Source organism: Ideonella alba, from assembly GCF_018069845.1.
Classification (GTDB): domain Bacteria; phylum Pseudomonadota; class Gammaproteobacteria; order Burkholderiales; family Burkholderiaceae_C; genus Ideonella; species Ideonella alba.
The window spans coordinates 59,518-85,459 of the sequence record NZ_JAGQDD010000013.1 but is presented as its reverse complement, the minus strand read 5'-3'; the positions used below and the strand labels follow the sequence as shown (position 1 = coordinate 85,459).

Annotated in this window: 23 protein-coding genes; 12 read left to right on the top strand and 11 right to left on the bottom strand. The window is 70.3% G+C overall.

Annotated features, from left to right (window positions below):
- The first annotated feature begins 64 nt into the window (after window positions 1-64).
- The 4 genes from KAK03_RS16450 (at window position 65) to KAK03_RS16435 (ending at window position 3,978) form a co-directional block, all read left to right on the top strand.
- Window positions 65-943 carry an alpha/beta hydrolase gene (locus KAK03_RS16450; RefSeq protein ID WP_210855338.1) on the top strand — a complete coding sequence of 293 codons (879 nt, stop codon included), beginning with the start codon at window positions 65-67 and terminating at the stop codon, window positions 941-943.
- 104 nt (window positions 944-1,047) lie between these two features.
- A complete protein-coding gene (locus KAK03_RS16445) occupies window positions 1,048-1,608 on the top strand; it encodes a GbsR/MarR family transcriptional regulator (protein ID WP_210855336.1) in 561 nt (186 codons plus the stop codon).
- A 19-nt stretch (window positions 1,609-1,627) separates the two neighbouring features.
- Window positions 1,628-2,986: a cytochrome ubiquinol oxidase subunit I gene (locus KAK03_RS16440; RefSeq protein WP_210855334.1), complete on the top strand. Its 1,359-nt coding sequence runs from the start codon at window positions 1,628-1,630 to the stop codon at window positions 2,984-2,986.
- Complete coding sequence (locus KAK03_RS16435) at window positions 2,983-3,978, top strand: cytochrome d ubiquinol oxidase subunit II (protein WP_210855332.1); 996 nt, start codon at window positions 2,983-2,985, stop codon at window positions 3,976-3,978. Before KAK03_RS16440 ends, KAK03_RS16435 begins: the two co-directional genes overlap by 4 nt.
- Window positions 3,979-3,993: 15 nt before the next feature.
- Here KAK03_RS16435 and KAK03_RS16430 read toward each other — a convergent pair whose 3' ends face one another.
- On the bottom strand, window positions 3,994-4,362 hold the full coding sequence (locus tag KAK03_RS16430) for a DUF1428 domain-containing protein (RefSeq protein ID WP_210855329.1): 369 nt from the start codon (window positions 4,360-4,362) through the stop codon (window positions 3,994-3,996).
- 259 nt (window positions 4,363-4,621) lie between these two features.
- Between KAK03_RS16430 and KAK03_RS16425 the strand changes: the two genes are divergently transcribed.
- The 3 genes from KAK03_RS16425 to aldA are packed head-to-tail and all read left to right on the top strand — an operon-like array spanning window position 4,622 to window position 8,447.
- Complete coding sequence (locus KAK03_RS16425) at window positions 4,622-5,215, top strand: QcrA and Rieske domain-containing protein (RefSeq protein ID WP_210855327.1); 594 nt, start codon at window positions 4,622-4,624, stop codon at window positions 5,213-5,215.
- A gap of 38 nt (window positions 5,216-5,253) precedes the next feature.
- Window positions 5,254-6,987, top strand: coding sequence for a PQQ-dependent dehydrogenase, methanol/ethanol family (locus tag KAK03_RS16420; protein WP_210855325.1), 1,734 nt, complete (start codon window positions 5,254-5,256; stop codon window positions 6,985-6,987).
- A gap of 26 nt (window positions 6,988-7,013) precedes the next feature.
- Window positions 7,014-8,447, top strand: a complete 1,434-nt coding sequence (gene aldA / locus KAK03_RS16415) for an aldehyde dehydrogenase (RefSeq protein WP_210855323.1) — start codon at window positions 7,014-7,016, stop codon at window positions 8,445-8,447.
- Window positions 8,448-8,677: 230 nt separating this feature from the next.
- Here aldA and KAK03_RS16410 read toward each other — a convergent pair whose 3' ends face one another.
- The 5 genes from KAK03_RS16410 to gcl form a co-directional block, all read right to left on the bottom strand.
- Window positions 8,678-9,640 carry a pseudouridine synthase gene (locus KAK03_RS16410; RefSeq protein WP_210855321.1) on the bottom strand — a complete coding sequence of 321 codons (963 nt, stop codon included), beginning with the start codon at window positions 9,638-9,640 and terminating at the stop codon, window positions 8,678-8,680.
- Window positions 9,641-9,934: 294 nt separating this feature from the next.
- Window positions 9,935-11,215: a glycerate kinase type-2 family protein gene (locus KAK03_RS16405; protein WP_210855319.1), complete on the bottom strand. Its 1,281-nt coding sequence runs from the start codon at window positions 11,213-11,215 to the stop codon at window positions 9,935-9,937.
- A gap of 10 nt (window positions 11,216-11,225) precedes the next feature.
- Window positions 11,226-12,134 (bottom strand): 2-hydroxy-3-oxopropionate reductase, encoded by a 909-nt coding sequence (locus KAK03_RS16400; protein WP_210855317.1) that lies wholly within the window; start codon window positions 12,132-12,134, stop codon window positions 11,226-11,228.
- A gap of 29 nt (window positions 12,135-12,163) precedes the next feature.
- Entirely contained in the window at window positions 12,164-12,943 is a 780-nt protein-coding gene (gene hyi, locus KAK03_RS16395) for a hydroxypyruvate isomerase (protein WP_210855315.1), read from the bottom strand.
- Between the two features lie 9 nt (window positions 12,944-12,952).
- Window positions 12,953-14,743, bottom strand: a complete 1,791-nt coding sequence (gene gcl / locus KAK03_RS16390; RefSeq protein WP_210855313.1) for a glyoxylate carboligase — start codon at window positions 14,741-14,743, stop codon at window positions 12,953-12,955.
- Window positions 14,744-14,862: 119 nt separating this feature from the next.
- On the opposite strand from gcl, the gene KAK03_RS16385 reads away from it, so the two are divergent.
- A complete protein-coding gene (locus tag KAK03_RS16385; RefSeq protein WP_210855311.1) occupies window positions 14,863-15,768 on the top strand; it encodes a LysR family transcriptional regulator in 906 nt (301 codons plus the stop codon).
- 22 nt (window positions 15,769-15,790) lie between these two features.
- Here KAK03_RS16385 and KAK03_RS16380 read toward each other — a convergent pair whose 3' ends face one another.
- The 4 genes from KAK03_RS16380 to uraH form a co-directional block, all read right to left on the bottom strand.
- Entirely contained in the window at window positions 15,791-17,296 is a 1,506-nt protein-coding gene (locus tag KAK03_RS16380; RefSeq protein WP_210855309.1) for a nucleobase:cation symporter-2 family protein, read from the bottom strand.
- A gap of 126 nt (window positions 17,297-17,422) precedes the next feature.
- Entirely contained in the window at window positions 17,423-18,628 is a 1,206-nt protein-coding gene (locus KAK03_RS16375; protein WP_210855307.1) for a urate hydroxylase PuuD, read from the bottom strand.
- A gap of 194 nt (window positions 18,629-18,822) precedes the next feature.
- Entirely contained in the window at window positions 18,823-19,788 is a 966-nt protein-coding gene (locus KAK03_RS16370; RefSeq protein WP_210855305.1) for a Bug family tripartite tricarboxylate transporter substrate binding protein, read from the bottom strand.
- 65 nt (window positions 19,789-19,853) lie between these two features.
- On the bottom strand, window positions 19,854-20,207 hold the full coding sequence (gene uraH / locus KAK03_RS16365; protein ID WP_210855303.1) for a hydroxyisourate hydrolase: 354 nt from the start codon (window positions 20,205-20,207) through the stop codon (window positions 19,854-19,856).
- Between the two features lie 76 nt (window positions 20,208-20,283).
- Between uraH and KAK03_RS16360 the strand changes: the two genes are divergently transcribed.
- Genes KAK03_RS16360 through KAK03_RS16345 form a run of 4 tightly spaced genes read left to right on the top strand, consistent with a single transcriptional unit; the run spans window position 20,284 to window position 24,988 of the window.
- A complete protein-coding gene (locus tag KAK03_RS16360) occupies window positions 20,284-21,030 on the top strand; it encodes a GntR family transcriptional regulator (protein WP_210855300.1) in 747 nt (248 codons plus the stop codon).
- 1 nt (window position 21,031) lies between these two features.
- A complete protein-coding gene (gene puuE / locus KAK03_RS16355) occupies window positions 21,032-21,976 on the top strand; it encodes an allantoinase PuuE (RefSeq protein WP_210855298.1) in 945 nt (314 codons plus the stop codon).
- Between the two features lie 7 nt (window positions 21,977-21,983).
- On the top strand, window positions 21,984-23,762 hold the full coding sequence (gene uraD / locus KAK03_RS16350; RefSeq protein ID WP_210855296.1) for a 2-oxo-4-hydroxy-4-carboxy-5-ureidoimidazoline decarboxylase: 1,779 nt from the start codon (window positions 21,984-21,986) through the stop codon (window positions 23,760-23,762).
- Window positions 23,759-24,988 (top strand): M20 family metallopeptidase, encoded by a 1,230-nt coding sequence (locus tag KAK03_RS16345; RefSeq protein WP_210855294.1) that lies wholly within the window; start codon window positions 23,759-23,761, stop codon window positions 24,986-24,988. The genes uraD and KAK03_RS16345 overlap by 4 nt, the downstream gene beginning before the upstream one ends.
- Window positions 24,989-25,004: 16 nt before the next feature.
- On the opposite strand, the gene KAK03_RS16340 is transcribed toward KAK03_RS16345, so the two are convergent.
- Window positions 25,005-25,859, bottom strand: coding sequence for a hypothetical protein (locus tag KAK03_RS16340; RefSeq protein ID WP_210855292.1), 855 nt, complete (start codon window positions 25,857-25,859; stop codon window positions 25,005-25,007).
- Window positions 25,860-25,942 lie beyond the last annotated feature (83 nt).

Below are 25,942 nucleotides of genomic sequence, written 5' to 3'. Positions count from 1 at the left end.
ATCCAGACGGGCGCCTCAGGCGTATGCCACGATGCGCCGCGTGGCGCGTTTCCGGAGCCCCTGCATGCCGCCCACCGCCCGTTCCCCGCTCGCCAACGCACGAACCGTGGCGCCGCTGCTGCGGCTGTGGCGCGGTGCGCGATGGGTGGCCGGGCTGGCGGTGCTGGCCGTCCTGCTGTGGGCGCTGGCACTGGTGGCGCTGTGGTTCGGCCAGGAGCGGCTGCTGTTCCACCCGGTGCCGCTGGCCGACTCGGAGCCGCTGTCGCGCGAGGCCGATGTCAGCGAGCGCTTTGTGGACGTGCCCGGCGCGCGGCTGTCGGTGCTGGAGCTGCGCCGGCCGCGGCCGGAGGGCGTGGTCTTCTTCCTGCACGGCAACAGTGGCCACCTGAAGGAGTGGTTCACCGACGGCGGCCCCTACCGCCGCGCCAACCTGGACCTGGTGATGATGGACTACCGCGGCTTTGGCAAGAGCAGCGGGCGCATCGAATCGCAGGCACAGCTGCAGGCCGATGTCGAGGCGGTGTGGCAGTCGGTGGCGGCGCGCTATGCGGGGCTGCGGGTGATCGTCTACGGCCGCTCGCTGGGCACCGGACTGGCGGCGGCCTGGGCGGCCCGGCACCAGCCGGCGCTGACCATCCTGGTGTCGCCCTACGAGAGCATGCAGGCGCTGGCCGCGCAGCACTACCCCTGGGTGCCCTCGGCCCTGCTGCGCTACCCGCTGCGCAGCGACCAGGCGCTGGCGCAGGTGCGCTCGCCGGTGCTGCTGGTGCATGGAGACCAGGACCGGCTGATCCCGCTGGCGCACAGCCAGGCGCTGGCGCGGCAGGCACCGCAGGCACGGCTGGTGGTGATCCCGGGTGCGGCGCACGACGATGTGCACCGCTTTGCCAGCTACCAGGCGGTGCTGGCGCGGGCCTTGTCTGCGCCCTCGGCGGGGCGCTAGACGACCCGCCAGGCGGCGGCCCGGCCGGCGCGATCAACCCGGAGCGCAGCCGGGTCATTTTCTGAATTTTCACAAATTTCTGAAAATTCAAGCAGACTTGCCGCATGTCAAATCTGTCGCCCCTGGTCCGCAGCTTCGTGTCCCACTTCGGCGAGATGGGCAGCCGCTGGGGCATCAACCGCACGGTCGGCCAGATCTATGCGCTGATCTATGTGTCGCAGCGGCCGCTGAACGCCGACGAGATCGGTGAGCAGCTGGAGTTCAGCCGCAGCAACGTCAGCATGGGCCTGAAGGAGTTGCAGTCCTGGCGCCTGGTGCGGCTGCGCCACCTGCCCGGTGACCGGCGCGAGTACTTCGAGGCCCCGGGCGACGCCTGGGAGGTGTTCCGCACGCTGGCCGAGGAGCGCCGCCGCCGCGAGATCGAGCCCACGCTGTCGATGCTGCGCAATGCGCTGCTGGAAGAGCCCACCACCGACGAGGACCGCCACGCCCAGCAGCGCATGAAGGGCATGCACGACCTGATCGAGCTGATGACCACCTGGTTCGACGACGTGCAGAAGCTGGACGCTGCCACGCTGGGCCAGCTGATGAAGATGGGCGCCCAGGTGCAGCGCGTGCTGGCGCTGAAGGACCGGCTCAAGGGCAAGGCCCGCGGCAACGACTGAACCTCACAGAGGATTCCCCATGGACGCCCTGCTTCTGGCGCGCATGCAGTTTGCCGCCAACATCACCTTCCACATCCTGTTTCCCACCATCAGCATCGCGCTGTGCTGGGTGCTGCTGTTCTTCCGCCTGCGCTGGCTGCGCACCCAGGACAGCGCCTGGCTGGGCGCCTACCGCTTCTGGACCAAGGTGTTCGCGCTGACCTTTGCGCTGGGCGTGGTCAGCGGCATCGTGATGAGCTTCCAGTTCGGCACCAACTGGCCGGGCTTCATGGAGCGCGCCGGCAACGTGGCCGGGCCGCTGCTGGGCTACGAGGTGCTGACCGCCTTCTTCCTGGAAGCCACCTTCCTGGGCGTGATGCTGTTCGGCCACGGCCGGGTCAGCGAGCGGGTGCACCTGCTGGCCACCGCCCTGGTGGCCTTTGGCACCACGATGAGCGCCTTCTGGATCCTGGCACTGAACTCCTGGATGCAGACGCCGGCCGGGGTGGAACTGCGCGACGGCGCGTTCTTCGTGACCAGCTGGTGGGAGGTGATCTTCAACCCCAGCTTCCCCTACCGGCTGACCCACATGCTGCTGGCCAGCGGGCTGACGGTGGCCTTCCTGCTGAGCGGCCTGAGCGCCTGGCAGCTGCTGCGCCGCCAGGCCAACGCCAGCACGCCCAAGGTGCTGCGCGTGGGCCTGACGCTGGGCGCGGTGCTGATCCCGCTGCAGATCGCCGCGGGTGACCTGCACGGCCTGAACACGCTGGAACACCAGCCCGCCAAGCTGGCCGCCATGGAGGGCGTGTGGCGCACCGAGCGCGGCGCGCCGCTGCTGCTGTTCGCCTGGCCGGACGAGGCCGCGCGCGAGAACCGCTACGCCGTGGGCATTCCCAAGGGCGCCAGCCTGATCCTGCGCCACAGCACCGATGGTGAAATCCGCGGGCTGGCAGAGTTCGAGGGCGCCCACCCGCCGGTGGCGCCGGTGTTCTGGGCCTTCCGGGTGATGGTGGGCATGGGCTTGCTGATGCTGGGCTTCAGCTGGGCAGGGCTGTGGCTCTACCGGCGCCGCGCCTGGGTGGCCGAGCGCCTGCCGCGGCCGCTGCTGTGGGGCCTGAGCGGCATGGCCTTCAGTGGCTGGGTGGCCACGGTGGCGGGCTGGTACGTCACCGAGATCGGCCGCCAGCCCTTCATCGTCTATGGCCTGCTGCGCACATCGGAGGTGGCCAGCCAGGTGCCGCCGCCGCAGATCGCGCTGACGCTGGCGATGTACCTGACGCTGTATGCCGCGCTGCTGGTGTCGTATGTGGCGGTGCTGCTGCACATGGCCGGCAAGGGCGAAGCCGCGCTGGCGCCGCCGCGGCGGCCCGGGCAGCCTGGCCTGGAGGTGAACGCATGAACTGGGACACGCTGCTGCCCGTGGTCTTCCTGGGCCTGATGGGCGTGGCCATGCTGGCCTATGTGGTGCTGGACGGCTACGACCTGGGCGTGGGCATGCTGCTGCCGCGCGCCACGCCCACCGAGCGCGACACGATGATCGCCAGCATCGGCCCGTTCTGGGACGCCAACGAGACCTGGCTGGTGCTGGGCGTGGGCATCCTGCTGATCGCCTTTCCGAAGGCGCATGGCATGGTGCTGCAGGCGCTGTACCTGCCGGTGGCGCTGATGCTGGTGGGTCTGGTGCTGCGTGGCGTGGCCTTTGACTTCCGCGCCAAGGCGCAGGACCCCTGGAAGCCGGCCTGGAACGCCGCCTTCTTCGCCGGCAGCGCACTGGCCGCCGCCACCCAGGGCTGGATGCTGGGCCGCTACATCACCGGCCTGAGCGACACCACGCTGTCCACGCTGTTCGCCGCGGCCATCGCGCTGCTGCTGCCGGCCGCCTATGTGCTGCTGGGCGCCGCCTGGCTGATCCTGAAGACCGAGGGTGAGTTGCAGCGCCGCGCGGTGGTCTGGGCCAAGATCGCCTGGCCGCCAGTGGTGCTGGGCATGGGCCTGGTGTCGCTGGCCACGCCGCTGGTCAGCCCCACGGTGCGCGCGCGCTGGTTCGCGATGCCCGAGCTGATCGCGCTGCTGCCGATTCCGCTGATCACGCTGGTCGCGCTGGTGGCCGCCCGCGTGGTGCTGAACAGCCGCCTGGTGCTGGACCGCCTGGCCTGGCTGCCGTTCGCCGCCACGGTGGCGGTGTTCGGCCTGGGCGCCACCGGCCTGGCCTACAGCCTGTTCCCCTACGTGGTGATGGACCGGCTGACGGTGTGGCAGGCGGCCAGCGCGACCGAGTCGCTGGCGGTGATCGCCATCGGCTGTGCGATCACCGTGCCGGCCATCGCGGGCTACACGGTGTTCTCGTACCGCGTGTTCCGCGGCAAGGCCCGGGCGCTGAGCTACGCCTGACGGGGTCCTGGCCGATCAGGCCTTGACCTCCACCACCGGCTGGAAGCCGCCGAAGATCATCCGCTTGCCGTCAAACGGCATCGGCGGGTTGTCCGGGTTGTTCGGGTCCATCCGCGGGTCCTCGATCATCTTCTTCATGCCGGCGTCGCGGGTGGCCTTGTCGGGCCACTCCACCCATGAAAAGGCCACGGTTTCGTCGGCCGTGGCCTGAACGGCGCGGCGGAAATCGGTGAGCTTTCCGTCGGGGACGTCGTCGCCCCAGCACTCCATCACGCGCAGCGCGCCCAGCTCCAGGAACAGGGCGTCGAAGTGCTGGGCATGGTCGATGAAGGCCTGCCGGTTCGCGGTGGGCACCGCGATCACGAAGCCGTCGATGTAGGACATGGCTGAACTCCTGGGAAGGGTGGATCGGCGGGCGCGCTCAGACGACGGCGCCACGGGATTCTCGACGAACAAGCCGGCGCCGGATCGACACCGCCGGAGCGCCGCGCCGCGCTGACCGCGCGACCCTCCCCGGGGCCTGGGCGCAGGCAGCGATGGGCGCGACAAATTGACATTCTGAATTCAGTATGCACCGGGATTACCCCAAATGCAGAACTCTGAATTCAGAGTACATTGGCCGCACTCACCCGAGGATCTGCCCATGAACCGCCCCGACTCCCCCGCTCCCGCCTGCGGCTGCTGTGGCCAGCCGCCGGTCGATGCCAGCCGCCGCCGCGTCATCCGCATCGCCTCGGCCAGCCTGGCTGCACCGCTGGCCATGGCGGCCCTGCCGGCCGCCGCCGCGGCCGCCGGCGACCGCCTGGTGGAAGAAGACGCCGAGGGCGCGCCGCAGCCGCTGCGCCTGTCCGACCTGAAGCCCGGCAAGCCGCTGGTGGCCTGGCCGCTGGACACGCAGCGCGGCGCCCCGCGCGACGAGACCCGGCTGAACAAGATCGTGCTGATCCGCCTGACCGAGGCCGAGATGGCCGCTGACACCCGCGCCCGTGCGGCCGGCGGCGTGCTGGCCTATTCCGCCGTCTGCACCCACCAGGGCTGCGACGTGAAGACCTGGCTCTCGAAGGAGAAGGCCCTGGTCTGCTACTGCCACTCGTCGAAGTTCGCGCTGCTTGATGGCGGCGCGGTCGTCGGCGGGCCGGCCACCCGCGCGCTGCCCGCCGTGCCACTGCGCCTGGAGGGCGATCAGCTGGTGATCGCCGGCGCCTTCACAGCCCCACCCGGCGGCGCACCCGCCTGAGGCCTTCGCTTTCCCACACACCACCCAGGAGACAAACGATGAACCCCACCCTGCGCCCGCTCACCGCCGCGCTGATCGCCCTCACGCTGGCCACGCCCGCGGCCTTCGCGCTGGGCCCCTATGCCCCCGTCACCGACGCCCGCCTGGCCAACCCCGAGCCGGCCAACTGGCTGCAGTACCGCGGCAATTACGGCGGCTGGGGCTACAGCCCGCTGGAGCAGATCCACACCGGCAACGTCGGCAAGCTCAAGCTGGCCTGGTCGCTGGCCACGGGCCAGACCGAGGGCCACCAGTCGCCGCCGATCGTCAACAACGGCTACATGTTCGTCACCACGCCCGGTGCGCAGGTGATTGCGCTGGACGCCGCCAGCGGCGCCGAGCTGTGGCGCTGGAAGAAGGAGCTGCCCGGTGACCTGATGCAGTTGCACCCCACCAACCGCGGTGTGGCGCTGTACGGCGACAAGGTCTATGTGGCCACGGTGGACGCGCAGCTGGTGGCGCTGGACGCCAAGACCGGCAAGCAGGTCTGGGCCGCCCAGGTGGGCGACACCAAGGCCCTGCAGTACATCACGCTGGCGCCGCTGGCGGCCAAGGGCAAGATCATGGTGGGTTCGTCGGGCGGCGAGACCGGCGTGCGCGGCTTCGTCGCCGCCTTCGACGCCGCCACCGGCAAGGAAGCCTGGCGCACCTTCACCACGGCCGCTCCGGGCGAGCCCGGCGGCGACACCTGGCCCGGCGACACCCACAAGAACGGCGGCGGCAGCATCTGGATCACCGGCAGCTACGACGCCGCCACCAACCTGGCCTACTGGGGCACCGGCAACCCCGCCCCCTGGCCCACCGAGGGCCGCAAGGGCGACAACCTCTACACCACCAGCGCCATCGCGCTGGACGTGGACACCGGTGCCATCAAGGGCCACCACCAGTACCACCACAACGACGCCTGGGACTGGGACGAGGTCAGCGCGCCGGTGCTGATCGACACCGAGGTCAAGGGCCGCAAGGTCAAGGCCGCGATCCACGCCGGCCGCAACGGCTACCTGTGGATGCTGGAGCGCAAGGAGGGCGGCAAGATCGGCTTCATCGACGCCCAGCCCTACGTCTACAACAACGTCTTCACCGGCATCGACAAGACCACCGGCCGGCCCAGCTACGACGAGAGCAAGCGCCCGGGCATGGGCAAGGCGGTGGGGTTCTGCCCCTCGCTGTGGGGTGGCAAGGACTGGCCGCCGGAAGCCTGGAACCCCAAGACCGGCCTGTTCTACATCCCGGCCAACAACAACCTGTGCGCCGAACTGCCCGCCGCCGAACCCGGCAAGTACAAGAAGGGTGACCTCTATATCGGCTACCCGATCGAGGGCGTGCTGGGCAGCCTGCGCTACAAGGACGGCCAGAAGCCCAGCACCATCGGCGAACTGCAGGCCTGGGACCTGAAGACCGGCAAGCAGGTCTGGGTCCACAAGTTCGACACCCACCTCTGGGCCCCGCTGCTGACCACCGGCGGCAAGCTGGTCTTCGCCGGCGGCACCAACGACCGCCAGTTCCGCGCCTTCGACGCCAGCAACGGCCAGTTGCTGTGGCAGTACGCGATGCCTTCGGGCGTGACCGCCGTGCCCACCTCCTTCGAGGTGAATGGCGAGCAGTTCATCGCCGTGCAGGCCGGCTGGGGCGTCGACGCCCAGCGCATGCAGTCGGGCATCGACAGCCTCACCGGGAAGCCCCAGGCCGTGCCGCAAGGCGGCACGGTCATGGTCTTCAAACTCGAGAAGTGACCTTCGTCCACCACAGGAGACACACCATGGACAAGTTCGAGCGCAACTACATCAACGGCGAGTGGGTCAGCCCCTCGTCCACCGCCACGCTGCAGGTGCACAACCCCAGCACCCGCGAGTTCATCGCCAGCGTGCCCGACTCCAACGCCGACGACGTGGACCGCGCGGTGGCCGCCGCCCGGGCCGCCCAGCCGGCCTGGGAGCGCCTGCCCGCGATCCAGCGCGCCGGCTTCATCCGCACCGTCGCGCAGAAGCTGCGCGAGCACAAGACGCGCCTGGCCCGGCGCATCTCGCTGGAGCAGGGCAAGATCCTGCCGCTGGCCGAGGTGGAGATCGACTTCACCGCCAACTACATGGACTACATGGCCGAGTGGGCGCGCCGCATCGAGGGCGAGATCCTCAACAGCGACCGCCCCGGCGAGACCATCTACCTGCACCGCCGCCCGATCGGCGTGGTGGCCGGCATCCTGCCGTGGAACTTCCCCTTCTTCCTGATCGCCCGCAAGATGGCGCCGGCGCTGGTGGCGGGCAACACCATCGTCATCAAGAGCAGCGAGGAAACGCCGCTCAACGCCTTCGACTTCACCGAGCTGCTGCACGAGTGCGGCCTGCCGGCGGGCGTGTTCAACCTGGTCACCGGCGGCCGCACCACCGGCGCGGCGCTGTCGGCGCACAAGGACGTGGGCCTGATCTCGTTCACCGGCCATGTGGGCACCGGCATGAAGATCATGGAGGCCGCGTCGAAGAACCTGACCCGCGTGAACCTGGAGCTGGGCGGCAAGGCCCCGGCCATCGTGCTGGACGACTGCGATCTGGAGCTCACCGCCAACGCGCTGTTCAACAGCCGCGTGCTCAACACTGGCCAGGTCTGCAACGCGGCCGAGCGTGTGTACGTGCAGCGCGGCATCGCCGACAGGCTGGCCGACCGTGTCACCCGCCTGATGGCCGAGACCCAGTACGGCAACCCGCTGACCGACCCCAACCTGCACATGGGCCCGCTGATGAACCAGGCCGGCCTGGACAAGGTGGCGGCGCTGGTCGAATCGGCCAAGGCGCAGGGCGCGCAGGTGCGCACCGGCGGCCGCGTGGCCGACCGCCCCGGCTTCCACTACGAGCCCACGGTGCTGGTGGGCTGCACCGACGGCATGGACGTGATGACCAAGGAAATCTTCGGTCCGGTGCTGCCGCTGCGCGTGGTCGACAGCCTGGACGAGGCGCTGGCCCTGGCCAACGACTCCGAGTACGGCCTGACCTCGTCGGTCTTCACGCAGAACCTGAATGCCGCGATGAAGGCGGCGCGCGAGCTGCGCTTCGGCGAGACCTACATCAACCGCGAGCACTTCGAGGCGATGCAGGGCTTCCATGCCGGCCGGCGCAAGAGCGGCATCGGCGGCGCCGACGGCAAGCACGGGCTGTACGAGTACATGGAGACCCAGGTCGTCTACCTGCAGACACCCTGACGCCCCTGCCCGTTCAGCCGCCGCCCGTGCGGGCGGCGGGCCTCTGGACAAACCTTTGGACAAGCCTGGAACAACTCCTCGCTTGTCCACAGCCGCGTCTGCGCTGCGCAGGTTGTTGTCTGTTCATCCCGGATCCCTCCCGGGTGCTGCCCACAGGGTCTGCGGTCACGCAAGTGCCTGTCGCAGCGGCGGCTCGGCGCCTTGTCCACAGCGCAGCGCCTGCTCTACTGCTATGACCAATCAGATATTGAAGACATGGAAGGGATACTGGGCGGCAGCGCCAGCTGCCGTCGGCTCTCGAACACCCGGGCCTGACCGGTCACCGGATCGGTGAAGGCGATGCGCCGCGCCAGCAGCTGCAGCGGCGCGCTGAAGTCCTCGGCCTCACCGGCTGCGGGCGCCGGCTGCAGCACCGGGTAGATGCGGTCACCCACGATGGGCAGGCCCAGCGCGTTCAGGTGCACCCTCAGCTGGTGGGTCTGGCCGGTCTGCGGGTGCAGGCGGTAGCGGGCCAGGTCACCCAGGCGCTCGATCAGCTCGATGCGCGTGAGGGCGTTGGGCTCGCCGGGCACCTCGCGCACCACCATGAACTGTTCGCTGCAGGGCGCCAGGCGGGTGTGGCGGGTCAGCGGAAAGGCCAGGTCGGCCCGGTCAGGCGCCAGTGCCTCGTAGACCTTGGCCACGGCCCGCTCGCGGAACAGCGCCTGGTAGGCGCCGCGGTCCTGGGGCCGCAGGCTGAAAACCACCACGCCGGCGGTCTCGCGGTCCAGGCGGTGGATGGGCACCAGGGTGTCCAGGCCCAGCTGGTGCTGCAACCGGGCCAGCAGGGTTTCGCGGGCATGGCGGCCCTTGGGCGTCATTGCCAGGAAATGCGGCTTGTCGACCACCAGCAGGTGGGTGTCCTGAAACAGGATCTCGGCCTGGAAGGGCACCGGCTGCTCGGCAGGCGGGGTGCGCCAGTACCAGAGCCGCTGGCCCGGGCGGTAGGCGGCGTCAGGCGGCACCGGCTGGCCGGTCTCGTCGAAGACCTCGCCCGCAGCCAGACGCTGGGCCCATTCGGCGGTGCTGGCCTTGGGCAGGCGCCAGGCCAGAAAGGCCAGCACCGTGGGCCAGTCCCCGTGCGGCAAGGCCACCGCGCTGGCCCCCACGCCCTGGCGCGGCGGCGGCTTCCAGGCGGGGGCGGGGCGGCTCATGGCGGCATTCTGGCGCGCTGTCAACGCACAAGGCTGTGGACAGTGTCCTGAACAAGTCGGGCTTGTCCACAGGGCAGGGCCTGTGGCGCCAAGTTGTTGTCGCCCGACCGTGTGGCCGTCCCTGGGCCTGGACACAGGAAGACCGGTGCGCCAAGTGCCTGTCAGGCCACGACAAAAGCGACTTGTCCACAGATGCGGGCGCCCTCTACTACTCCTACCAATGAGACTTCTATGAAGACAGGTGTGGAGAAAGCCGCGCGGCGGCGCGGCGAAAAAAACCCCAGGAGTCCCCGCTCAGAGGACCAGGAAGGCGCGGAAGTCGTTGACGTTGGTGCGGGTGGGGCCGGTGATGACCTGGTCGCCCAACTGCTCGAAGAAGGCGTGGGCATCGTGGCGGTCCAGCGCCTGGCGGGCGGACAGGCCCAGCGCCGCCGCGCGGTCCAGCGTGTCCGGGCCAATCACGGCGCCGGCCACCTCCTCGGCGCCGTCCACGCCGTCGGTGTCACCGGCCAGGGCCCAGACGCCGGTCTCGCCCTGCAGCGCCATCGCGCTGGCCAGCAGGCACTCGACGTTGCGGCCGCCGCGCCCACCCAGGCCCTGGGCCAGCGTGACCGTGGTCTCGCCGCCGCTGAGCAGCACGCAGGGCCGGGTGGCGGGCTGGCCCTGGCGCGCGGCGTGGCGGGCGATGCCAGCCAGCACCGTGCCCACCTCGCGGGCCTCGCCCTCCAGCGCATCGCCCAGGATCAGCGGGGTGATGCCGGCCGCGCGGGCGACGGCCGCAGCGGCCTGCAAGGCCTGGCCGGGCGTGGCGATCAGGCGGCATTCGGCGCGGGCCAGGCGCGGGTCGCCGGGCTTGGCCGATTCGGCCTCCGGGCGCTGCAGCGCCGCCGCCAGCGCGGGGGGCAGCGTGATGCGGTGGCGATCGATCACCGCCTGCGCGTCGGCCACGGTGCTGGGGTCGGCCACGGTGGGGCCGCTGGCGATGTCCACCGGGTCGTCGCCGGGCACGTCGGACAGTGCCAGCGTCAGCACCCGCGCCGGGTGGGCGGCAGCGGCCAGGCGACCGCCCTGGATGGCGGACAGGTGGCGGCGCACGGTGTTCATCTCGCGGATCGTGGCGCCGCTGGCCAGCAGCGCGCGGTTCAGGGTCTGCAGATCGGCCAGCGTGGCGCCATCGGGGGGCAGCGGCAGCAGCGCCGAGCCACCGCCGGAGATCAGCACCAGGGCCAGGTCGTCGCGGCCCAGCGCGCGGGCTTCGGCCATCAGCTGGGCGGCGGCCTGCTGGCCGGCAGCGTCGGGCACCGGGTGGGCGGCTTCCACCACCTCGATGTGGCGGCAGGCGGCGCCATAGCCGTAGCGGGTGACCACCAGGCCGCCCAGCCGGGCCGGGTCGCCGGGCCAGGCCTGCTCCAGCGCCTGGGCCATGGCGGCAGCCGCCTTGCCGGCGCCCAGCACGCGGATGCGGCCCCGGGTGGATTCGGCCAGACCGGCCAGGTGGGGTGCCAGTGCGCGCGCGGGCTGGGCTGAGGCGATCGCGGCGTCGAACAGCTGGCGCAGCAGCGTGCGGGGGTCCATCGCGGGCGGGTCAGTCGGCCACGGCCTGGCCGGCCAGGGCCTCGATCGCCCGCACCAGCGCCGAGTGGTCCCAGCCGGCGCCGCCCTGGGCCACGCAGGCCGAGAACAGCTGCTGGGTGCTGGCGGTGTTGGGCAGGGCCATGCCCAGCGCGCGCGCACTGTCCAGCGCCAGCGCCAGGTCCTTCTGGTGAAGCGAGATCCGGAAGCCCGGGTTGAACGTGCGCTTGACCATGCGCTCGCCATGCACCTCCAGGATCTTCGAGTTGGCAAAGCCGCCCAGCAGCGCCTGGCGCACCTTGGCCGGATCGACGCCGGCCTTGGCGGCGAACACCAGCGCCTCGGCCACGGCCTCGATCGTCAGTGCCACGACGATCTGGTTGGCCACCTTGGCGGTCTGGCCGGCACCGGCCTCGCCCACCCAGGTGATGTTCTGGCCCATGTGCTGCAGCAGCGGGCGGATGCGGCCGAAGGCGCCTTCGTCGCCACCGGCCATGATCGACAGCGTGGCGCTCTTCGCGCCCACTTCGCCGCCCGACACCGGTGCGTCGACGTAATCGTGCCCCAGCGCGGCCATGCGGTGGGCGAAGCCGCGCGTGGCGATGGGAGAGATCGAGCTCATGTCGACCACCGTCTTGCGGGTGGTGGCGTTCTTCAGGCCTTCGGCCACGCCGTCGGGGCCGAAGAGCACGCGCTCGACATCGGGCGTGTCGGGCAGCATCAGGAAGATCACCTCGGCGCGCTCGGCCACGCCGCGCGCGGTGGTGCAGTGGGTGGCGCGGCGGCTGGCCACTGCCTCGGGCACGCGCGAGCGGGTGTGGACGAACAGCGTGTGGCCGGCGTCGATCAGGTGGGCGCACATCGGCGCGCCCATGATGCCCAGGCCGATGAAGCCGAGGGCGCGGGACTCAGGGTGGCTCATGCAATGATCCTGTGAGGCAAGCTGTGGTTTCAGAGGGCCAGGCGCTGGCGCCAGCCCAGGCCGGCCTCGGTGCTGGTGGCGGGCTTGTATTCGCAGCCGATCCAGCCGGCGTAGCCCAGGCGGTCGATCTCGGCGAAGACGAACGGCCAGTGGATTTCGCCGGTGCCGGGCTCGTGGCGGCCGGGGTTGTCGGCGATCTGCAGGTGGCCGATGCGCGGCATCAGGCGCTGCAGCGTGCCGACCAGCTCGCCCTCGCTGCGCTGCGCGTGGTAGAGGTCGTGCTGCAGCTTCAGGTGCGGCGAGCCGACCTCGTCGATCAGCGCGATCGCCTGCTCGCTGCGGTGGAGCCAGAAGCCGGGGATGTCGTAGCGGTTGATCGGCTCGACCAGCAGCGTCAGGCCGGCGCGGCCCAGCGCATCCGCCGCATGACGCAGGTTGGCCAGCAGCGTGGCGCGCTGCGTGGCCTCGTCGACACCAGCGGGGGCGATGCCCACCAGGCAGTTGAGCTGCTGCACCCCCAGCGCTTCGGCGTAGCGCAGCGCGGTGTCCACGCCGCGGCGGAATTCCTCCTCGCGGCCGGGCAGGCAGGCGATGCCGCGCTCGCCCAGGTCCCAGTGGCCGGCGGGCAGGTTGTGCAGCACGCACTGCAGGCCGTGGGCGTCCAGCCGGGCACGGATCTCGTCGGCTGCAAACGGGTAGGGAAAGAGGAACTCCACCGCCTGGAAACCGGCGCGCGCGGCGCGCTCGAAGCGGTCCAGGAACGGGACCTCGGTGAAGAGCATCGTCAGGTTGGCAGCCAAGCGCGGCATGGGCGGTCCTCAGTCGATCAGGGCCAGCGCGGTGGGGGCGTCGGCGGCGGTGGTGGCGAGTTCCTCGAACTCATGGATGGCGTTGATCTCGGTGCCCATCGCGATGTTGGTGACCTGCTCCAGCAGCACCTCCACTACCACCGGCACCTGGTACTCGCTCATCCAGGCCTCGGCCTGGGCGATGGCCGGGGCGAAGTCCTCGGGGCGCTCCACGCGGATCGCCTTGCAGCCCAGGCCTTCCACCACCTTGATGTGGTCCACGCCGTAGCGGCGCGCGTTCTGCCCGGGCGGGGTGTTGATGTTGTCGAAGCCCAGCTGCACGCAGTAGTCCATGTTGAAGCCGCGCTGCGCCTGGCGGATCAGACCGAGGTAGCTGTTGTTCAGCACCAGGTGCAGGTAGGGCAGCTTGAACTGCGCGCCCACGGCCAGCTCTTCCAGCATGAACTGGAAGTCGTAGTCGCCCGACAGCGCCACGATGCGCCGCCCCGGATCGGCCGCACGCACCCCCAGCGCGGCGGGCACGGTCCAGCCCAGCGGGCCGGCCTGGCCGCAGTTGATCCAGTGGCGCGGGTGGTAGACGTGCAGGAACTGCGCGCCGGCGATCTGGCTCAGGCCGATGGTGCTGACGTAGGTGGTGTCGCGGCCGAAGGCGCGGTTCATGCACTGGTAGACGCGTTGCGGCTTCATCGGCACCTGGTCGAACTGTGTCTTGCGCTGCTGGCCCAGGTCGCGCTTGCGCGCGGCGCAGTCGGCGGCCCAGGCGCGGCGGTCCTTCAGCGTGCCGGCGGCTTGCATCTCGCGCGCCACCTCGACGAACAGTTCCAGCGCTGCGCGGGCATCGCTGACGATGCCGTAGTCGGGCGCGAAGACACGGCCGATCTGGGTGGGCTCGATGTCCACATGGATGAAGCGCCGGCCGCGGCAGTAGACCTCGGGCGAGCCGGTGTGGCGGTTGGCCCAGCGGTTGCCGATGCCCAGTACGAAGTCGCTGGCCAGCAGCGTGGCGTTGCCGTAGCGGTGCTGGGTCTGCAGGCCGGCCATGCCGGCCATAAGCGGGTGGTCGTCGGGGATCGCGCCCCAGCCCATCAGCGTGGGGATCACCGGGATGCCGGTCAGCTCGGCGAACGCCACCAGCAGCGCGCTGGCGTCGGCATTGATGATGCCGCCGCCGGCCACGATCAGCGGTCGCTCGGCGGTCTGCAGCATCGCCAGCGCGTGGGCGATCTGGGCGCGGGTGGCGGCGGGCTTGTAGACGGGCAGCGGGGCGTAGGTGTCGATGTCGAACTCGATCTCGGCGGTCTGCACATCGGCCGGCAGGTCGATCAGCACCGGGCCCGGGCGGCCCGAGCGCATCAGGTGGAAGGCCTGCTGGAAGGCGCGCGGCACCTGGGCCGGCTCCATGACCGTGGTGGCCCACTTGGTGACCGGGGCGGCGATGCGGGCGATGTCCACCGCCTGGAAGTCTTCCTTGTGCATCCGGGCGCGCGGCGCCTGGCCGGTGATGCACAGGATGGGGATGGAGTCGGCCTGGGCCGAATACAGGCCGGTGATCATGTCGGTGCCGGCCGGGCCCGAGGTGCCGATGCACACGCCGATGTTGCCGGCCTTGGCGCGGGTGTAGCCCTCGGCCATGTGCGAGGCGCCCTCGACATGGCGGGCCAGGATGTGGCCGATGGTCTGCCGCTCGCGCAGCTGGGCGTACAAGGGGTTGATGGCCGCGCCGGGGACGCCGAAGGCCTGGGTCACGCCTTCCTTTTCCATCACCAGCACGGCGGCCATGGCCGCGGTCATCTTGGGCATCGCGTGTCTCCTGTAGGGGTTGGGGCGGATGCTCGGGCGTGACGGCGGTGCTGTGAACCGCAGTCCGTCGATAAGTCCTATTCTGCGCAGGAATGGCTGGTGGCCCTAGGATCGGCGCCATGGACCGCATCGCGCGCGTGCAACTCTTCATCCGGGTCGTCGAGACCGGCAGCTTCAGCAAGGCCGCTGCCGAGCTGGGCGTGACCCAGCCCACCGCCACCAAGGCGGTGGCGGCGATCGAGCAGCACCTGGGCGCGCGGCTGCTGCACCGCTCTACGCGTGGCGTGGCGCCCACCGAGATCGGCCAGCGCTACTACGAGCAGTGCAAGCGCATCGCCGAGGCACTGGACGAGGCCGACAACCTGGCCGCGCTGCAGCAGGGCCGGCTGGCGGGCCAGCTGCGGGTGAGCAGCTCGGTGGCCTTTGGCCGGCGGGTGCTGGTGCCACTGGCGCTGCGCTACATGCAGGCCCACCCCGAGGTGGTGCTGGACCTGAGCTTCGAGGACCGCTACGTCAACCTGGTCGAGCAGGGCGTGGACGTGGCGATCCGCATGGGCCGGCTGGCCGATTCGTCACTGGGCGCGCGCTTCCTGGGCCGCAACCCCTGGCTGCTGGTGGCGGCGCCTGGCTACCTGGCTGCCCATGGCGCGCCGGCCGATGCGGCCGAACTGGTCACCCACGCCTGCCTGGTCTATTCCAGCGTGCAGGGCGACGACCGCTGGACGCTGCGCCCACCCGGCGGCGTGGAGCTGTCGGTGCCGGTGCGCGGGCCGCTGCGCTCGAACAACCTGAGCGCGGTGCTGGGCGCCTGCTGCGCCGGCCTGGGCCTGGCCGCGCTGCCGCTGTACGTGGCGCGCCATGCGCTGGAGGACGGCCGCCTGCAGCCGGTGCTGGCCGACCACGCGCTGCCGGCGCAGGACATCCACGCGGTGTTCCCGTCACCCCGGCTGGTGCCGGCCAAGGTGACGCACTTCATCGAGTTCCTGCGCAGCGCGATGGCGGCGGATGGCTGGCCGCAGGCCTGAGCGGCCGGGCGGCCAGCGGGGCTCAGTGGGCGTCGAAGCTCTTCGACGCTTCGACCGAGGCCGCGGTATCTGCGCCCCGGCTGCCATTGAAGAACAGGTTCAGCAGCACCGCGGTCAGGGCCGCCAGCAGGATGCCCGACTCCAGCAGCGGGTGCAGCTGGTGCGGCATCTGCTGCGTCCAGCGCGGTGCCACCAGCGGCACCAGGCCCATGCCCACCGAGATGGCGACGATGTAGAGGTTGTGGCGGTTGCCGGCAAAGTCCACGCGGCCGAGGATGCGGATGCCAGTGGCGGCCACCATGCCGAACATCACCAGGCCGGCGCCGCCCAGCACGAACTGCGGCACCGATTCGACCAGCGCCGCCATCTTGGGCAGCAGGCCCAGCACGATCATGATCACACCGGCGGCCACGCACACATAGCGGCTGCGCACGCCGGTCACGCCCACCAGGCCCACGTTCTGCGAGAAGCTGGTGTAGGGGAAGGTGTTGAACAGGCCGCCGATCAGCGTGCCCAGGCCGTCGGTGCGCAGGCCGGCGGTGAGCTCGGCCTGGCTGACGCGCTTGCCGGTGATGTCGGACAGCGCCAGGAACATGCCGGTGGACTCGATCATCACGACGATCATCACCAGCGTCATCGTGCCGATCATCAACGGGTCGAAGCTGGGCATGCCGAAGGCGAAGGGCGTGACCACATCCACCCAGGCGGCCTTGGCCACCTTGTCGAAATTCATCTTGCCCAGCGCCACCGCCAGCACGCTGCCGGCGACGATGCCCAGCAGCACCGCGATGTTGGCGACGAAGCCGCGGCCGTACTTCACCAGCAGCAGCACCACGGCCAGCACGAAGCCGGCGATCGCCAGGTTGTCGAGCGCACCGTAGCCGGGGTTGTTGACCATGGGCACCGGGCCCAGCTTCAGCGCGGGTGCCGAGGCGCCTGGGGCGGCCGACGCGGCCGCCGCCTCAGCCGTGGCCTTGGCGCCATCGACCATGGCCACCAGCTTGGGCACGTCCACGTTCTGCGCCAGGTTGGCCGGGCCGCCCAGCGCCCAACCCACGCCCACCCGCATCAGGCTGATGCCGATGACCGCGATGATGGTGCCGGTGACCACCGGCGGGAAGTAGCGCAGCAGGCGGCCCATCACCGGCGCCAGCAGCATGGCGATCACACCGGCGCCGATGATGGCGCCGAAGATCGCGCGGGCGCCGTCCGGGCCGGGCATGGCGTTGGCCATGGCCACCATCGGGCCCACCGCGGCGAAGGTCACGCCCATCATCACCGGCAGCTTGATGCCGAACCAGCGCGTGAAGCCCAGTGACTGGATCAGCGTGACCAGGCCGCAGCAGAACAGGTCGGCCGAGATCAGCAGCGCCACCTGCTCGGGGCTGAGCTTGAGCGCCCGGCCGACGATCAGCGGCACCGCGATCGCGCCGGCGTACATCACCAGCACATGCTGCAGGCCCAGCGCGGCCAGGCGGCCAGCAGGCAGTTTCTCGTCCACCGGGTGGACCGTGGATGCGGTTGTCATGGATGTCTCCTCGTCTTGTCGTTCAGCAGCCAGCAGACCCCGTCAAGAGATTGGCGCGGATCCGGCTTCGCAGGTCCGCTGCCAAAGCCCCCTCGGGGGGCAGCGACCGGCAGGGAGCGTGGGGGTCTAGGGTTTTGCGCCGGATTCGAACCAGCGCGCGATGAGCGCGCGTTCGTCTTCGGTGATGCCGGTGGCGTTGTTCAGCGGCATCAGGCGCTGCACCACGGCCTGCTGGTAGACCTGCGGCGCGTGCTTCACGATCAGCTCGGCGCTGTGCAGCATCACGCCCTTGTTGTTGACCTGCTCGTTGTGGCACATCACGCAGCGCTGCTGCGCGATGGTCTGCACGGCGGCCAGCGTGGGCGCCGGGGCGTCGGCCCGCGGCGGTGGGGCGTTCAGGCGGTCCCAGGGCGCGGCCAGGGCCACCGCCGCCAGCAGCGGCAGCACGCCGGCCACGGCCCAGGGCCAGGGGTCGGGCAGGCCCTTGACGTGGGTCTTGTGGCGGGCCACGAAGAAGTGCCGGATCAGCGCCCCGCCCAGCATGATCAGCACCAGGATCACCCAGTTCCAGCGGTGGCTGTAGAGCATGCCGTAGTGGTTGCTCAGCATGGCCGCCAGCACCGGCAGCGTGAAGTAGGTGTTGTGCACGCTGCGCTGCTTGCCGCGCTTGCCGTGGATCGGATCGGACGGCTGGCCGGCGGTCATCGCCGCGACGATCTTGCGCTGGCCCGGGATGATCCAGAAGAACACGTTGGCGCTCATCGACGTGGCCATCATCGCGCCCACCAGAAGGAAGGCAGCGCGGCCCGCGAACAGCTGGCAGGCCAGCCAGGCGGCGAAGACCACCAGCACGGTGATCAGCACGCCCACCTTGGTGTCGGCCTCGGGGCCGGCGCCCAGCGTGCGGCAGATGCCGTCATAGACCAGCCAGAACACCACCAGGAAGCCCAGCGCCGCGGCGATCGCGCCCAGTGGCGTCCAGGCGTAGACGCTCTGGTCGATCAGGAAGGTGCTGGCGTTGAACAGGTACAGCACCGTGAACAGCGCAAAGCCCGACAGCCAGGTGGAGTAGCTTTCCCAGTAGAACCAGTGCAGCTCGGTGTGGATCTTCTTGGGCGCCACCATGTACTTCTGCGGGTTGTAGAAACCCCCGCCGTGCACCGCCCACAGCGCACCATCCACGCCCTTTTCCAGCAGGTCGGGCGACTTGGGCCGGATCAGGTGGTTGTCCAGCCAGACGAAGTAGAACGAGGAGCCCACCCACGCGATCGCGGTGATCACGTGCAGCCAGCGCAGCAGCAGGTTGGCCCAGTCGAGGAGATACGCTTCCATCATGCCCTCTAGCGTTCGGCCGGCCGGGACGCCGGGGGGCGACGCTGGCCGGTCCTCACCACGGCGGGCTCTGTGAGGGAGTGACGTCGCAACCGCGCCCCGGGCAGGGCGACGCGGGCTCCGCGGCGACGTGGGTCAAAGTGTATACACATTCGTACACGATCGTCCAGCGGGACGACCCGGATGTGCGTGCCTCAGGGCGCCAGGTCAGCCGCCTTGATGGCCGGGGCCCAGTCGGCCACCTGCTTGGCGACGAAGGCGCCGAAGGCGGCGCCGGTCATGCGCGAGGGGGTGATGCCCAGCTCGCCGAAGCGCTTGAGGATGGCGGGGTCGGACTCGATGTCTGCAAGCGCCTTGGTCAGCCGATCGACCACCTCCTTGGGCAGGCCGGCCGGGCCGGAGACGCCGAAGTAGTTCTCGGCCACCAGCTGCGGCAGGCCCAGCTCGGTGACGCTGGGCACCTCGGGCAGCAGCGGCGAGCGGCCCGGCGTGGTCACGGCCAGCGCGCGGATCTGACCGCTCTTGACCATGGGCACGAAGGCGGTGATGACGTCGATGCCCAGTGGGATCGTGCCGGCGATCAGGTCGGTGGTCATGGGCGCACCGCCGCGGTAGGGCACGTGCGTCATCTGCAGCTTCATCGCGTCCTTGGTCATCTCGCCGACGATGTGGCCGATCGAGCCCGGCCCGCCGCTGCCGAAGACGAAGCCTGGGGCGGCCGCCGCCTTGGGCAGGTCCTTCAGGCTGGCCGGGCCGGTCTTGGGGTTCGCCATGATCAGCACCGGCGCCACGCCCAGCATCGCCACATGGGTGAACTGCTTGACCGGGTCGTAGGGCGGCTTGGGCACGGTGTACGGGCCGATCGAGGTGGGCGTGGAGTTCGACAGCATCAGCGTGTAGCCATCGGGTGCGGAGCGCACCACGTCGAGGCCCCCGATCGTGCCGCCGGCACCGGGCTTGTTGTCCACCACCACCGGCTGGCCCAGCGCCTTGGCCAGCGGGTCGGCGATGGTGCGGGCGACGATGTCGCTGGCGCCGCCGGCGGCAAAGGTCACCACCAGGCGGATGGGCTTGTCGGGCCAGGCGGCCCGGGCGGGCAGTGCGGCCAGGCTGGCGGCCAGCGCCAGGCAGGACAGGGCAAGGCGGCGGGACAGGCGCATGGCAGCAACTCCGGCAGGGTGAGGGTGTGCGGGCGCGTGCAAGTGCCGTGCCCGGCGTGGCGGCTTCAGGAGCCGCGGTAGGTGGAATACGACCAGGGGCTGACCAGCAGCGGCACGTGGTAGTGCGCGGCGATGTCGGCGATGCCGAAGTCCAGCGGCACCTCGTCCAGGAAGGGCGGGTCGGGCAGGTCCACGCCGCGGGACTTGAAGTACGCGGCCACCGAGAACACCAGCCGGTAGCGGCCGATCTGCATGTCCAGGCCGGCCAGCAGCGGGCCCCCGTCGGCCCGGCCGTCGTCGTTCAGGGTCAGGCTGCGGATCACCTGGCTGCCACCGGGCAGCAGGCGCTCCAGGCGCACCGCCATGCCGGCGGCGGGGCAGCCGTTCATCGTGTCGAGCACGTGGGTGCTGAGTCCCATGGGAGGTGTCCTTTCGGTGGCGTGGCTTGCGGAATGCATAAAAGTGTATACACTTTCGAATACACGTCAACCGATCATGACCCGCAGCGCCACCACCACCACCCGCACAGCACGCAAGCCGCGTGCCGCCGTGGCCGAGGCGGCCGCAGAGGCACAGGTCATGGGCAGCACCGCGCGCATCGTCGAGTCGATCACCACCGCCATCGTCGAGCGCCGGCTGATGCCCGGCACCAAGCTGGCCGAGCAGAAGCTGGCCGACATCTTCCAGGTCTCGCGCACGCTGGTGCGCCAGGCGCTGAACCAGCTCAGCCGCGACCGCCTGGTGACGCTGGAGCCGGCGCGCGGCGCCTTCGTGGCCATGCCCAGCCCGGAAGAAGCGCGCCAGGTCTTCGAGGTGCGCTCGATGATCGAGTCGGCGATGGCGCGCCAGCTGTGCGCGCGCATCACCGACGCCCAGGTCACCGAACTGCGCCGCCACCTGAAGGCCGAGCGCGAGGCGGTGGCCCGCACCGACGTGCCCGGCCGCACCCGGCTGCTGGCCGACTTCCATGTGCTGCTGGCGCGGATGATGGGCAACGAGGTGCTGGCGCAGCTGCTGGAAGAACTGCTGCGGCGCTCCTCGCTGATCTCGCTGATGTACCAGTCGGCGCATTCGGCCGAGGCCTCGCAGGCCGAGCACGAGGCCATCGTCGACGCGCTGGCCCGCCGCGACAGCCGTGCGGTGGTGCGCCTGATGGAACACCACCTGCGCAGCGTCGAGACCAACCTGAGCATGCATCCACGCGCGCCGGACCTGGCGGCGGTGCTGTCCACCGAGACCTGAGATGACCCCACGCTATCCCCGCGACCTGAAGGGCTACGGGCGCGACGTCCCCCACGCCCGCTGGCCCGGCAACGCCCGCATCGCGGTGCAGTTCGTGCTGAACTACGAGGAGGGCGGCGAGAACTCGGTGCTGCACGGCGACGCCGGCTCCGAGCAGTTCCTCTCCGAAATGTTCAACCCCGCCAGCTACCCGGCGCGGCACCTGAGCATGGAGGGCATCTACGAATACGGCTCACGCGTGGGCGTGTGGCGCCTGCTGCGCGAGTTCGAGCGCCGCGGCCTGCCGCTGACCATCTTCGGCGTGTCCAGCGCGCTGGCGCGCTGCCCCGAGGTGACGCAGGCCTTTGTGGAACTGGGCCACGAGATCGCCTGCCACGGCTGGAAGTGGATCCACTACCAGACCATGCCCGAGTGCGAGGAGCGCGAGCACCTGCAGCGCGGCATGGAGATCATTGAACGCCTGACGGGTGAACGTCCGCTGGGCTGGTACACCGGCCGCGACAGTCCCAACACCCGCCGCCTGGTGGCCGACCATGGCGGCTTCGCCTACGACAGCGACTACTACGGCGACGACCTGCCCTTCTGGCTGCAGGTCAGGAAGACCGACGGCACGCTGGCGCCGCACCTGGTGGTGCCCTACACGCTGGACTGCAACGACATGCGCTTTGCGCTGCCGCAGGGCTTCAGCCACGGCGACCCGTTCTTCCAGTACCTGAAGGACGCCTTCGACGTGATGTACGCCGAGGGCGACGAGCGGCCCGCGATGATGAGCATCGGCATGCACTGCCGGCTGCTGGGCCGCCCGGGCCGGATGCGTGCGCTGCAGCGCTTCCTCGACCATGTGCAGTCGCATGACCGGGTCTGGGTGACACGGCGCATCGACATTGCCCACCATTGGCGCGCCGAGCACCCGTTCGATGCGCAGACCGCCTTCATCTGGGAGTGAGCGCGCCGTGCCGCTGACGATCGATCAACTCAATGCCGCCTCGGTCGACGAGGTGACCCGCCTGCTGGACGGCACCTACGAGCACTCGCCGTGGATCGCCGAGCGCGCCTGCGCGCTGCGGCCCTTCCGCAGCCTGGCCCACCTGAAGCACTGCATGGTGCGGGTGCTGGACGAGGCCGGCGTGGCCGCGCAGCTAGCTCTGATCCGCGCCCACCCCGAGCTGGCCGGCAAGGCGATGGTCAGCAAGAGCCTCACCGCCGAATCCACCAACGAGCAGGGCAAGGCCGGCCTGACCGATTGCACGCCCGAAGAGTTCGCGCGACTGCAGCAACTCAATGCCGACTACAACGCGAAGTTCGGCTTCCCCTTCATCCTGGCGGTGCGTGGCCCGCGTGGTCTGGGGCTGGATCGCCACGCCATCATCGCCACCTTCGCGCGCCGCCTGAACAACCCGGTGGACATGGAGCGCGCCGAGTGCCTGCGCAACATCCACCGCATCGCCGAGATCCGGCTGAACGACAAGTTCGGCGTGGAACCGACCGAGGGCAACCGCGTGTGGGACTGGGCCGAGCGCCTGGCCGTGCACAGCGACCCCGGCTTCGCCGAGCGCGGCGAGCTGACCGTGACCTACCTGACCGACGCGCACCGCGCCTGCGCCCGCGACCTGTGCACCTGGATGCGCGAGGAGTGCGGCTTCGACGAGGTGACGATCGATGCCGTGGGCAATGTCGTGGGCCTGTACCGCGGCATCGACCCGCAGGCCCCGCGCCTGCTCACCGGCAGCCACTACGACACCGTGCGCAACGGCGGCAAGTACGACGGCCGCCTGGGCATCTTCGTGCCGATGGCGGTGGTGCGCGCGCTGCACCAGGCCGGCCGGCGCCTGCCCTTCGGCATCGAGGTGGTGGGCTTTGCGGAAGAGGAAGGCCAGCGCTACAAGGCCACCTTCCTGGCCTCGGGTGCGCTGGTGGGCCAGTTCGATCCGGGCTGGCTGGACCAGGCCGACGCCGACGGCGTGACGATGCGCAGCGCGATGCAGCAGGCCGGGCTGGACCCGGCCGCGATTGCTACGCTCAGGCGTGACCCCGCACGCTACCTGGGCTTCGTGGAAGTGCACATCGAGCAGGGCCCGGTGCTGAGTGCGCGCGACCTGCCGCTGGGCGTGGTCACCAGCATCAATGGCAGCGTGCGCCTGCTGGGCGAGGCCGTGGGCCTGGCCAGCCACGCCGGCACCACGCCGATGGGCCAGCGCCGCGACGCCGCCTGCGCGGTGGCCGAGCTGGCGCTGTTCCTGGAGCAGCGCGCCGCCAGCGTGCCCGACCTGGTCGGCACGATGGGGATGCTGCAGGTGCCCGAGGGCTCGATCAACGTGGTGCCGGGCCGCTGCCGCTTCAGCCTGGACATCCGCGCCACCACCAACGCGGTGCGCGACGCCTGCCTGGCCGACGTGCAGGCCGAGGCGGCGCGCATCGCCACCCGCCGCGGCGTGGCGATCACGCTGGAAGAGACGATGCGCGCGGCCGCTGCCCCCAGCGCGCCGGCCTGGCAGCGCCGCTGGGAGGCCGCGGTGCAGGCGCTGGGCCTGCCGGTCTTCACCCTGCCCAGCGGCGCCGGCCATGACGCGATGAAGCTGCACGAGGCGATGCCCCAGGCCATGCTCTTCGTGCGCGGCCTGAACGACGGCATCAGCCACAACCCGCTCGAAGGCGTGAGCAACGACGACTGCGAACTCGCGGTGCGCGCCTTCACCCACCTGACCGAACAACTTGCCGCGGACCACCGATGACCGACCGCTACGCCTCACTCGATCAATGGATCGATGCCCACTTCGACGAGGAAGTGCGCTTCCTGCAGGCCCTGGTGCAGGTGCCCACCGACACCCCGCCCGGGAACAACGCACCGCACGCCGAGCGCACCGCCGAGCTGCTGGCGGGCTTCGGCATCCCCGCCGAGCGGTTCCCGGTGCCGGCCGCCGAGGTGCACGCCTATGGCATGCAGAGCGTGACCAACCTGATCGCCCGGCGCCGCTACGCCGACGGCGGCCCGGTGATCGCGCTCAATGCCCACGGCGACGTGGTGCCGCCGGGCGAGGGCTGGACGCATGACCCGTATGGCGGCGAGGTGGTCGACGGCAAGCTCTATGGCCGCGCGTCGGCGGTCAGCAAGTGCGACTTCGCCACCTACACCTTCGCCACCCGCGCGATCGAGGCGCTGGGGCTGCCGCTGAAGGGCGGGGTGGAGCTGCACTTCACCTACGACGAGGAGTTCGGTGGCGAGCTGGGCCCGGGCTGGCTGCTGAAGCATGGCCACACGAAGCCCGACTATGAAATCGCCGCCGGCTTCAGCTACCAGGTGGTCACCGCCCACAACGGCTGCCTGCAGATGGAGGTGACGGTGCACGGCGTGATGGCGCATGCGGCCATTCCGCACACCGGCGTGGATGCGCTGCAGGGCGCCACCGCCATCCTGTCGGCGCTGTACGCACAGAACGCGCAATACAAGAAGATCAGCTCGCAGGTGCCGGGCATCACCCACCCCTACCTGAATGTCGGCCGCATCGAGGGCGGCACCAACACCAATGTGGTGCCGGGCAAGGTGGTGCTGAAGCTCGACCGCCGCATGATCCCCGAGGAAGACCCGGTGGCGGTGGAGGCCGACATCCGCCGCGTGATCACCGAAGCCGCCGCCGCCGTGCCCGGCGTGACGGTCGAGATCAAGCGCCTGCTGATGGCCCATGCGCTCCAGCCCCTGCCGGGCAACCGCCCGTTGGTGGCCGCGCTGCAGCGCCACGGCGAGGCGGTGTTCGGCGAGCCCATCCCCGAGAGCGGCACGCCGCTCTACACCGATGTGCGCCTGTACTGCGAGCGCGGCATCCCGGCGGTGATCTACGGCGCCGGCCCGCGCACCGTGCGCGAGAGCAACGCCAAGCGCGCCGACGAGCACATCGTGCTGGACGACCTGCGCCGCGCCACCAAGGTGGTGGCGCGCACGCTGCTGGAGTTGCTGGGCTGAGGGGTGTGGCCGGGCCTCAGGGCAGGTTCAGCCAGGGTTGAGGAACGATCTGCGCGAAGTCGGTCTCGCCCCCGAACAGGGTGCTGGTGTAGACCCGCTGATTGCTTTGCTGGTCGCTCACGCGGATGGACTTGATCCAGTACTGGCCCTGTGGCATGTACTCGCTCACTTGGCTGGCCGCGACGACGGTGGTGCTCGCGAGGCCCGGAACCAGGGTGCCGCCCGATGCGCTCACGCAGGTGAAGCCGTCGGCGAGGCAAAGCACAACCTCAGCGCCGTTGACGCCTGACACACTGATCGTTCCGGTGTCCTGAATCGTGAGTCGTGCGATCAGGTAGGGAGGCAACCGGCCCTGGCGATAGTAGGCGCTGAGTTGTCCGGTCGTCAGGGTGGGCGCGACGGCGTCATAGCCCGGGTTCTTGACGGTGATGCGATGGCGCCCGCCTACGCTGGCCAGGGCCGCTGCGTCGAGGACGGCACAGTTGCCGAAGGCATCACAGGACTGCACCGAGCGGATCGTCCACTGTCCCGGCTCGACCGACGGCATCAGGTACCAGCCCACCTGCTTGTCGATCGACAGGTCACCCCAATAGGGCGCCGTGCTCAACTCGATGGTCTGTCCAGAGGGGCCAACCAGCGTTGGCCACACCTGCCACAGGCCGGCCACATCGTCCTGGGCCCGGATGTCATAGACCAGCGAGGCCCCGAACGGCCCAACGCTCACCGACTTGGGCAGGTTGAGGTAGGTCAGCTGCGGTGGCGTCTCATCCGAAGCCGGCGCGACAGGCCGGCGCGGAGCGGCCGCATCAGCCATGAGCGGCGCTGCCGCGCTCAACGCGGCCAGCAACAAGGCGAGGACGGGGTGTCGCATGGAGGCTCCCTCAGGATGTTCTGATGGCGCCTGATTGTTCTGACACGGGCCCGCCCGCGCATCGTCAAGCCGACGGACGAACG

Excerpts from the sequence above, each read along its gene's own strand:
- KAK03_RS16450 (WP_210855338.1), top strand. The coding sequence starts at position 65 with ATGCCGCCCACCGCCCGTTCCCCGCTCGCCAACGCACGAACCGTGGCG.
- KAK03_RS16340 (WP_210855292.1), bottom strand. The coding sequence starts at position 25,859 with ATGCGACACCCCGTCCTCGCCTTGTTGCTGGCCGCGTTGAGCGCGGCA.
- KAK03_RS16425 (WP_210855327.1), top strand. The coding sequence starts at position 4,622 with ATGAACCGCCCCGACTCCCCCGCTCCCGCCTGCGGCTGCTGTGGCCAG.
- KAK03_RS16385 (WP_210855311.1), top strand. The coding sequence starts at position 14,863 with ATGGACCGCATCGCGCGCGTGCAACTCTTCATCCGGGTCGTCGAGACC.
- uraH (WP_210855303.1), bottom strand. The coding sequence starts at position 20,207 with ATGGGACTCAGCACCCACGTGCTCGACACGATGAACGGCTGCCCCGCC.
- hyi (WP_210855315.1), bottom strand. The coding sequence starts at position 12,943 with ATGCCGCGCTTGGCTGCCAACCTGACGATGCTCTTCACCGAGGTCCCG.
- KAK03_RS16405 (WP_210855319.1), bottom strand. The coding sequence starts at position 11,215 with ATGGACCCCCGCACGCTGCTGCGCCAGCTGTTCGACGCCGCGATCGCC.
- KAK03_RS16445 (WP_210855336.1), top strand. The coding sequence starts at position 1,048 with ATGTCAAATCTGTCGCCCCTGGTCCGCAGCTTCGTGTCCCACTTCGGC.
- KAK03_RS16440 (WP_210855334.1), top strand. The coding sequence starts at position 1,628 with ATGGACGCCCTGCTTCTGGCGCGCATGCAGTTTGCCGCCAACATCACC.
- puuE (WP_210855298.1), top strand. The coding sequence starts at position 21,032 with ATGACCCCACGCTATCCCCGCGACCTGAAGGGCTACGGGCGCGACGTC.
- KAK03_RS16430 (WP_210855329.1), bottom strand. The coding sequence starts at position 4,362 with ATGTCCTACATCGACGGCTTCGTGATCGCGGTGCCCACCGCGAACCGG.
- KAK03_RS16380 (WP_210855309.1), bottom strand. The coding sequence starts at position 17,296 with ATGACAACCGCATCCACGGTCCACCCGGTGGACGAGAAACTGCCTGCT.
- aldA (WP_210855323.1), top strand. The coding sequence starts at position 7,014 with ATGGACAAGTTCGAGCGCAACTACATCAACGGCGAGTGGGTCAGCCCC.
- KAK03_RS16410 (WP_210855321.1), bottom strand. The coding sequence starts at position 9,640 with ATGAGCCGCCCCGCCCCCGCCTGGAAGCCGCCGCCGCGCCAGGGCGTG.
- KAK03_RS16360 (WP_210855300.1), top strand. The coding sequence starts at position 20,284 with ATGACCCGCAGCGCCACCACCACCACCCGCACAGCACGCAAGCCGCGT.
- KAK03_RS16420 (WP_210855325.1), top strand. The coding sequence starts at position 5,254 with ATGAACCCCACCCTGCGCCCGCTCACCGCCGCGCTGATCGCCCTCACG.
- gcl (WP_210855313.1), bottom strand. The coding sequence starts at position 14,743 with ATGCCCAAGATGACCGCGGCCATGGCCGCCGTGCTGGTGATGGAAAAG.
- KAK03_RS16375 (WP_210855307.1), bottom strand. The coding sequence starts at position 18,628 with ATGGAAGCGTATCTCCTCGACTGGGCCAACCTGCTGCTGCGCTGGCTG.
- KAK03_RS16400 (WP_210855317.1), bottom strand. The coding sequence starts at position 12,134 with ATGAGCCACCCTGAGTCCCGCGCCCTCGGCTTCATCGGCCTGGGCATC.
- KAK03_RS16435 (WP_210855332.1), top strand. The coding sequence starts at position 2,983 with ATGAACTGGGACACGCTGCTGCCCGTGGTCTTCCTGGGCCTGATGGGC.
- KAK03_RS16345 (WP_210855294.1), top strand. The coding sequence starts at position 23,759 with ATGACCGACCGCTACGCCTCACTCGATCAATGGATCGATGCCCACTTC.
- KAK03_RS16370 (WP_210855305.1), bottom strand. The coding sequence starts at position 19,788 with ATGCGCCTGTCCCGCCGCCTTGCCCTGTCCTGCCTGGCGCTGGCCGCC.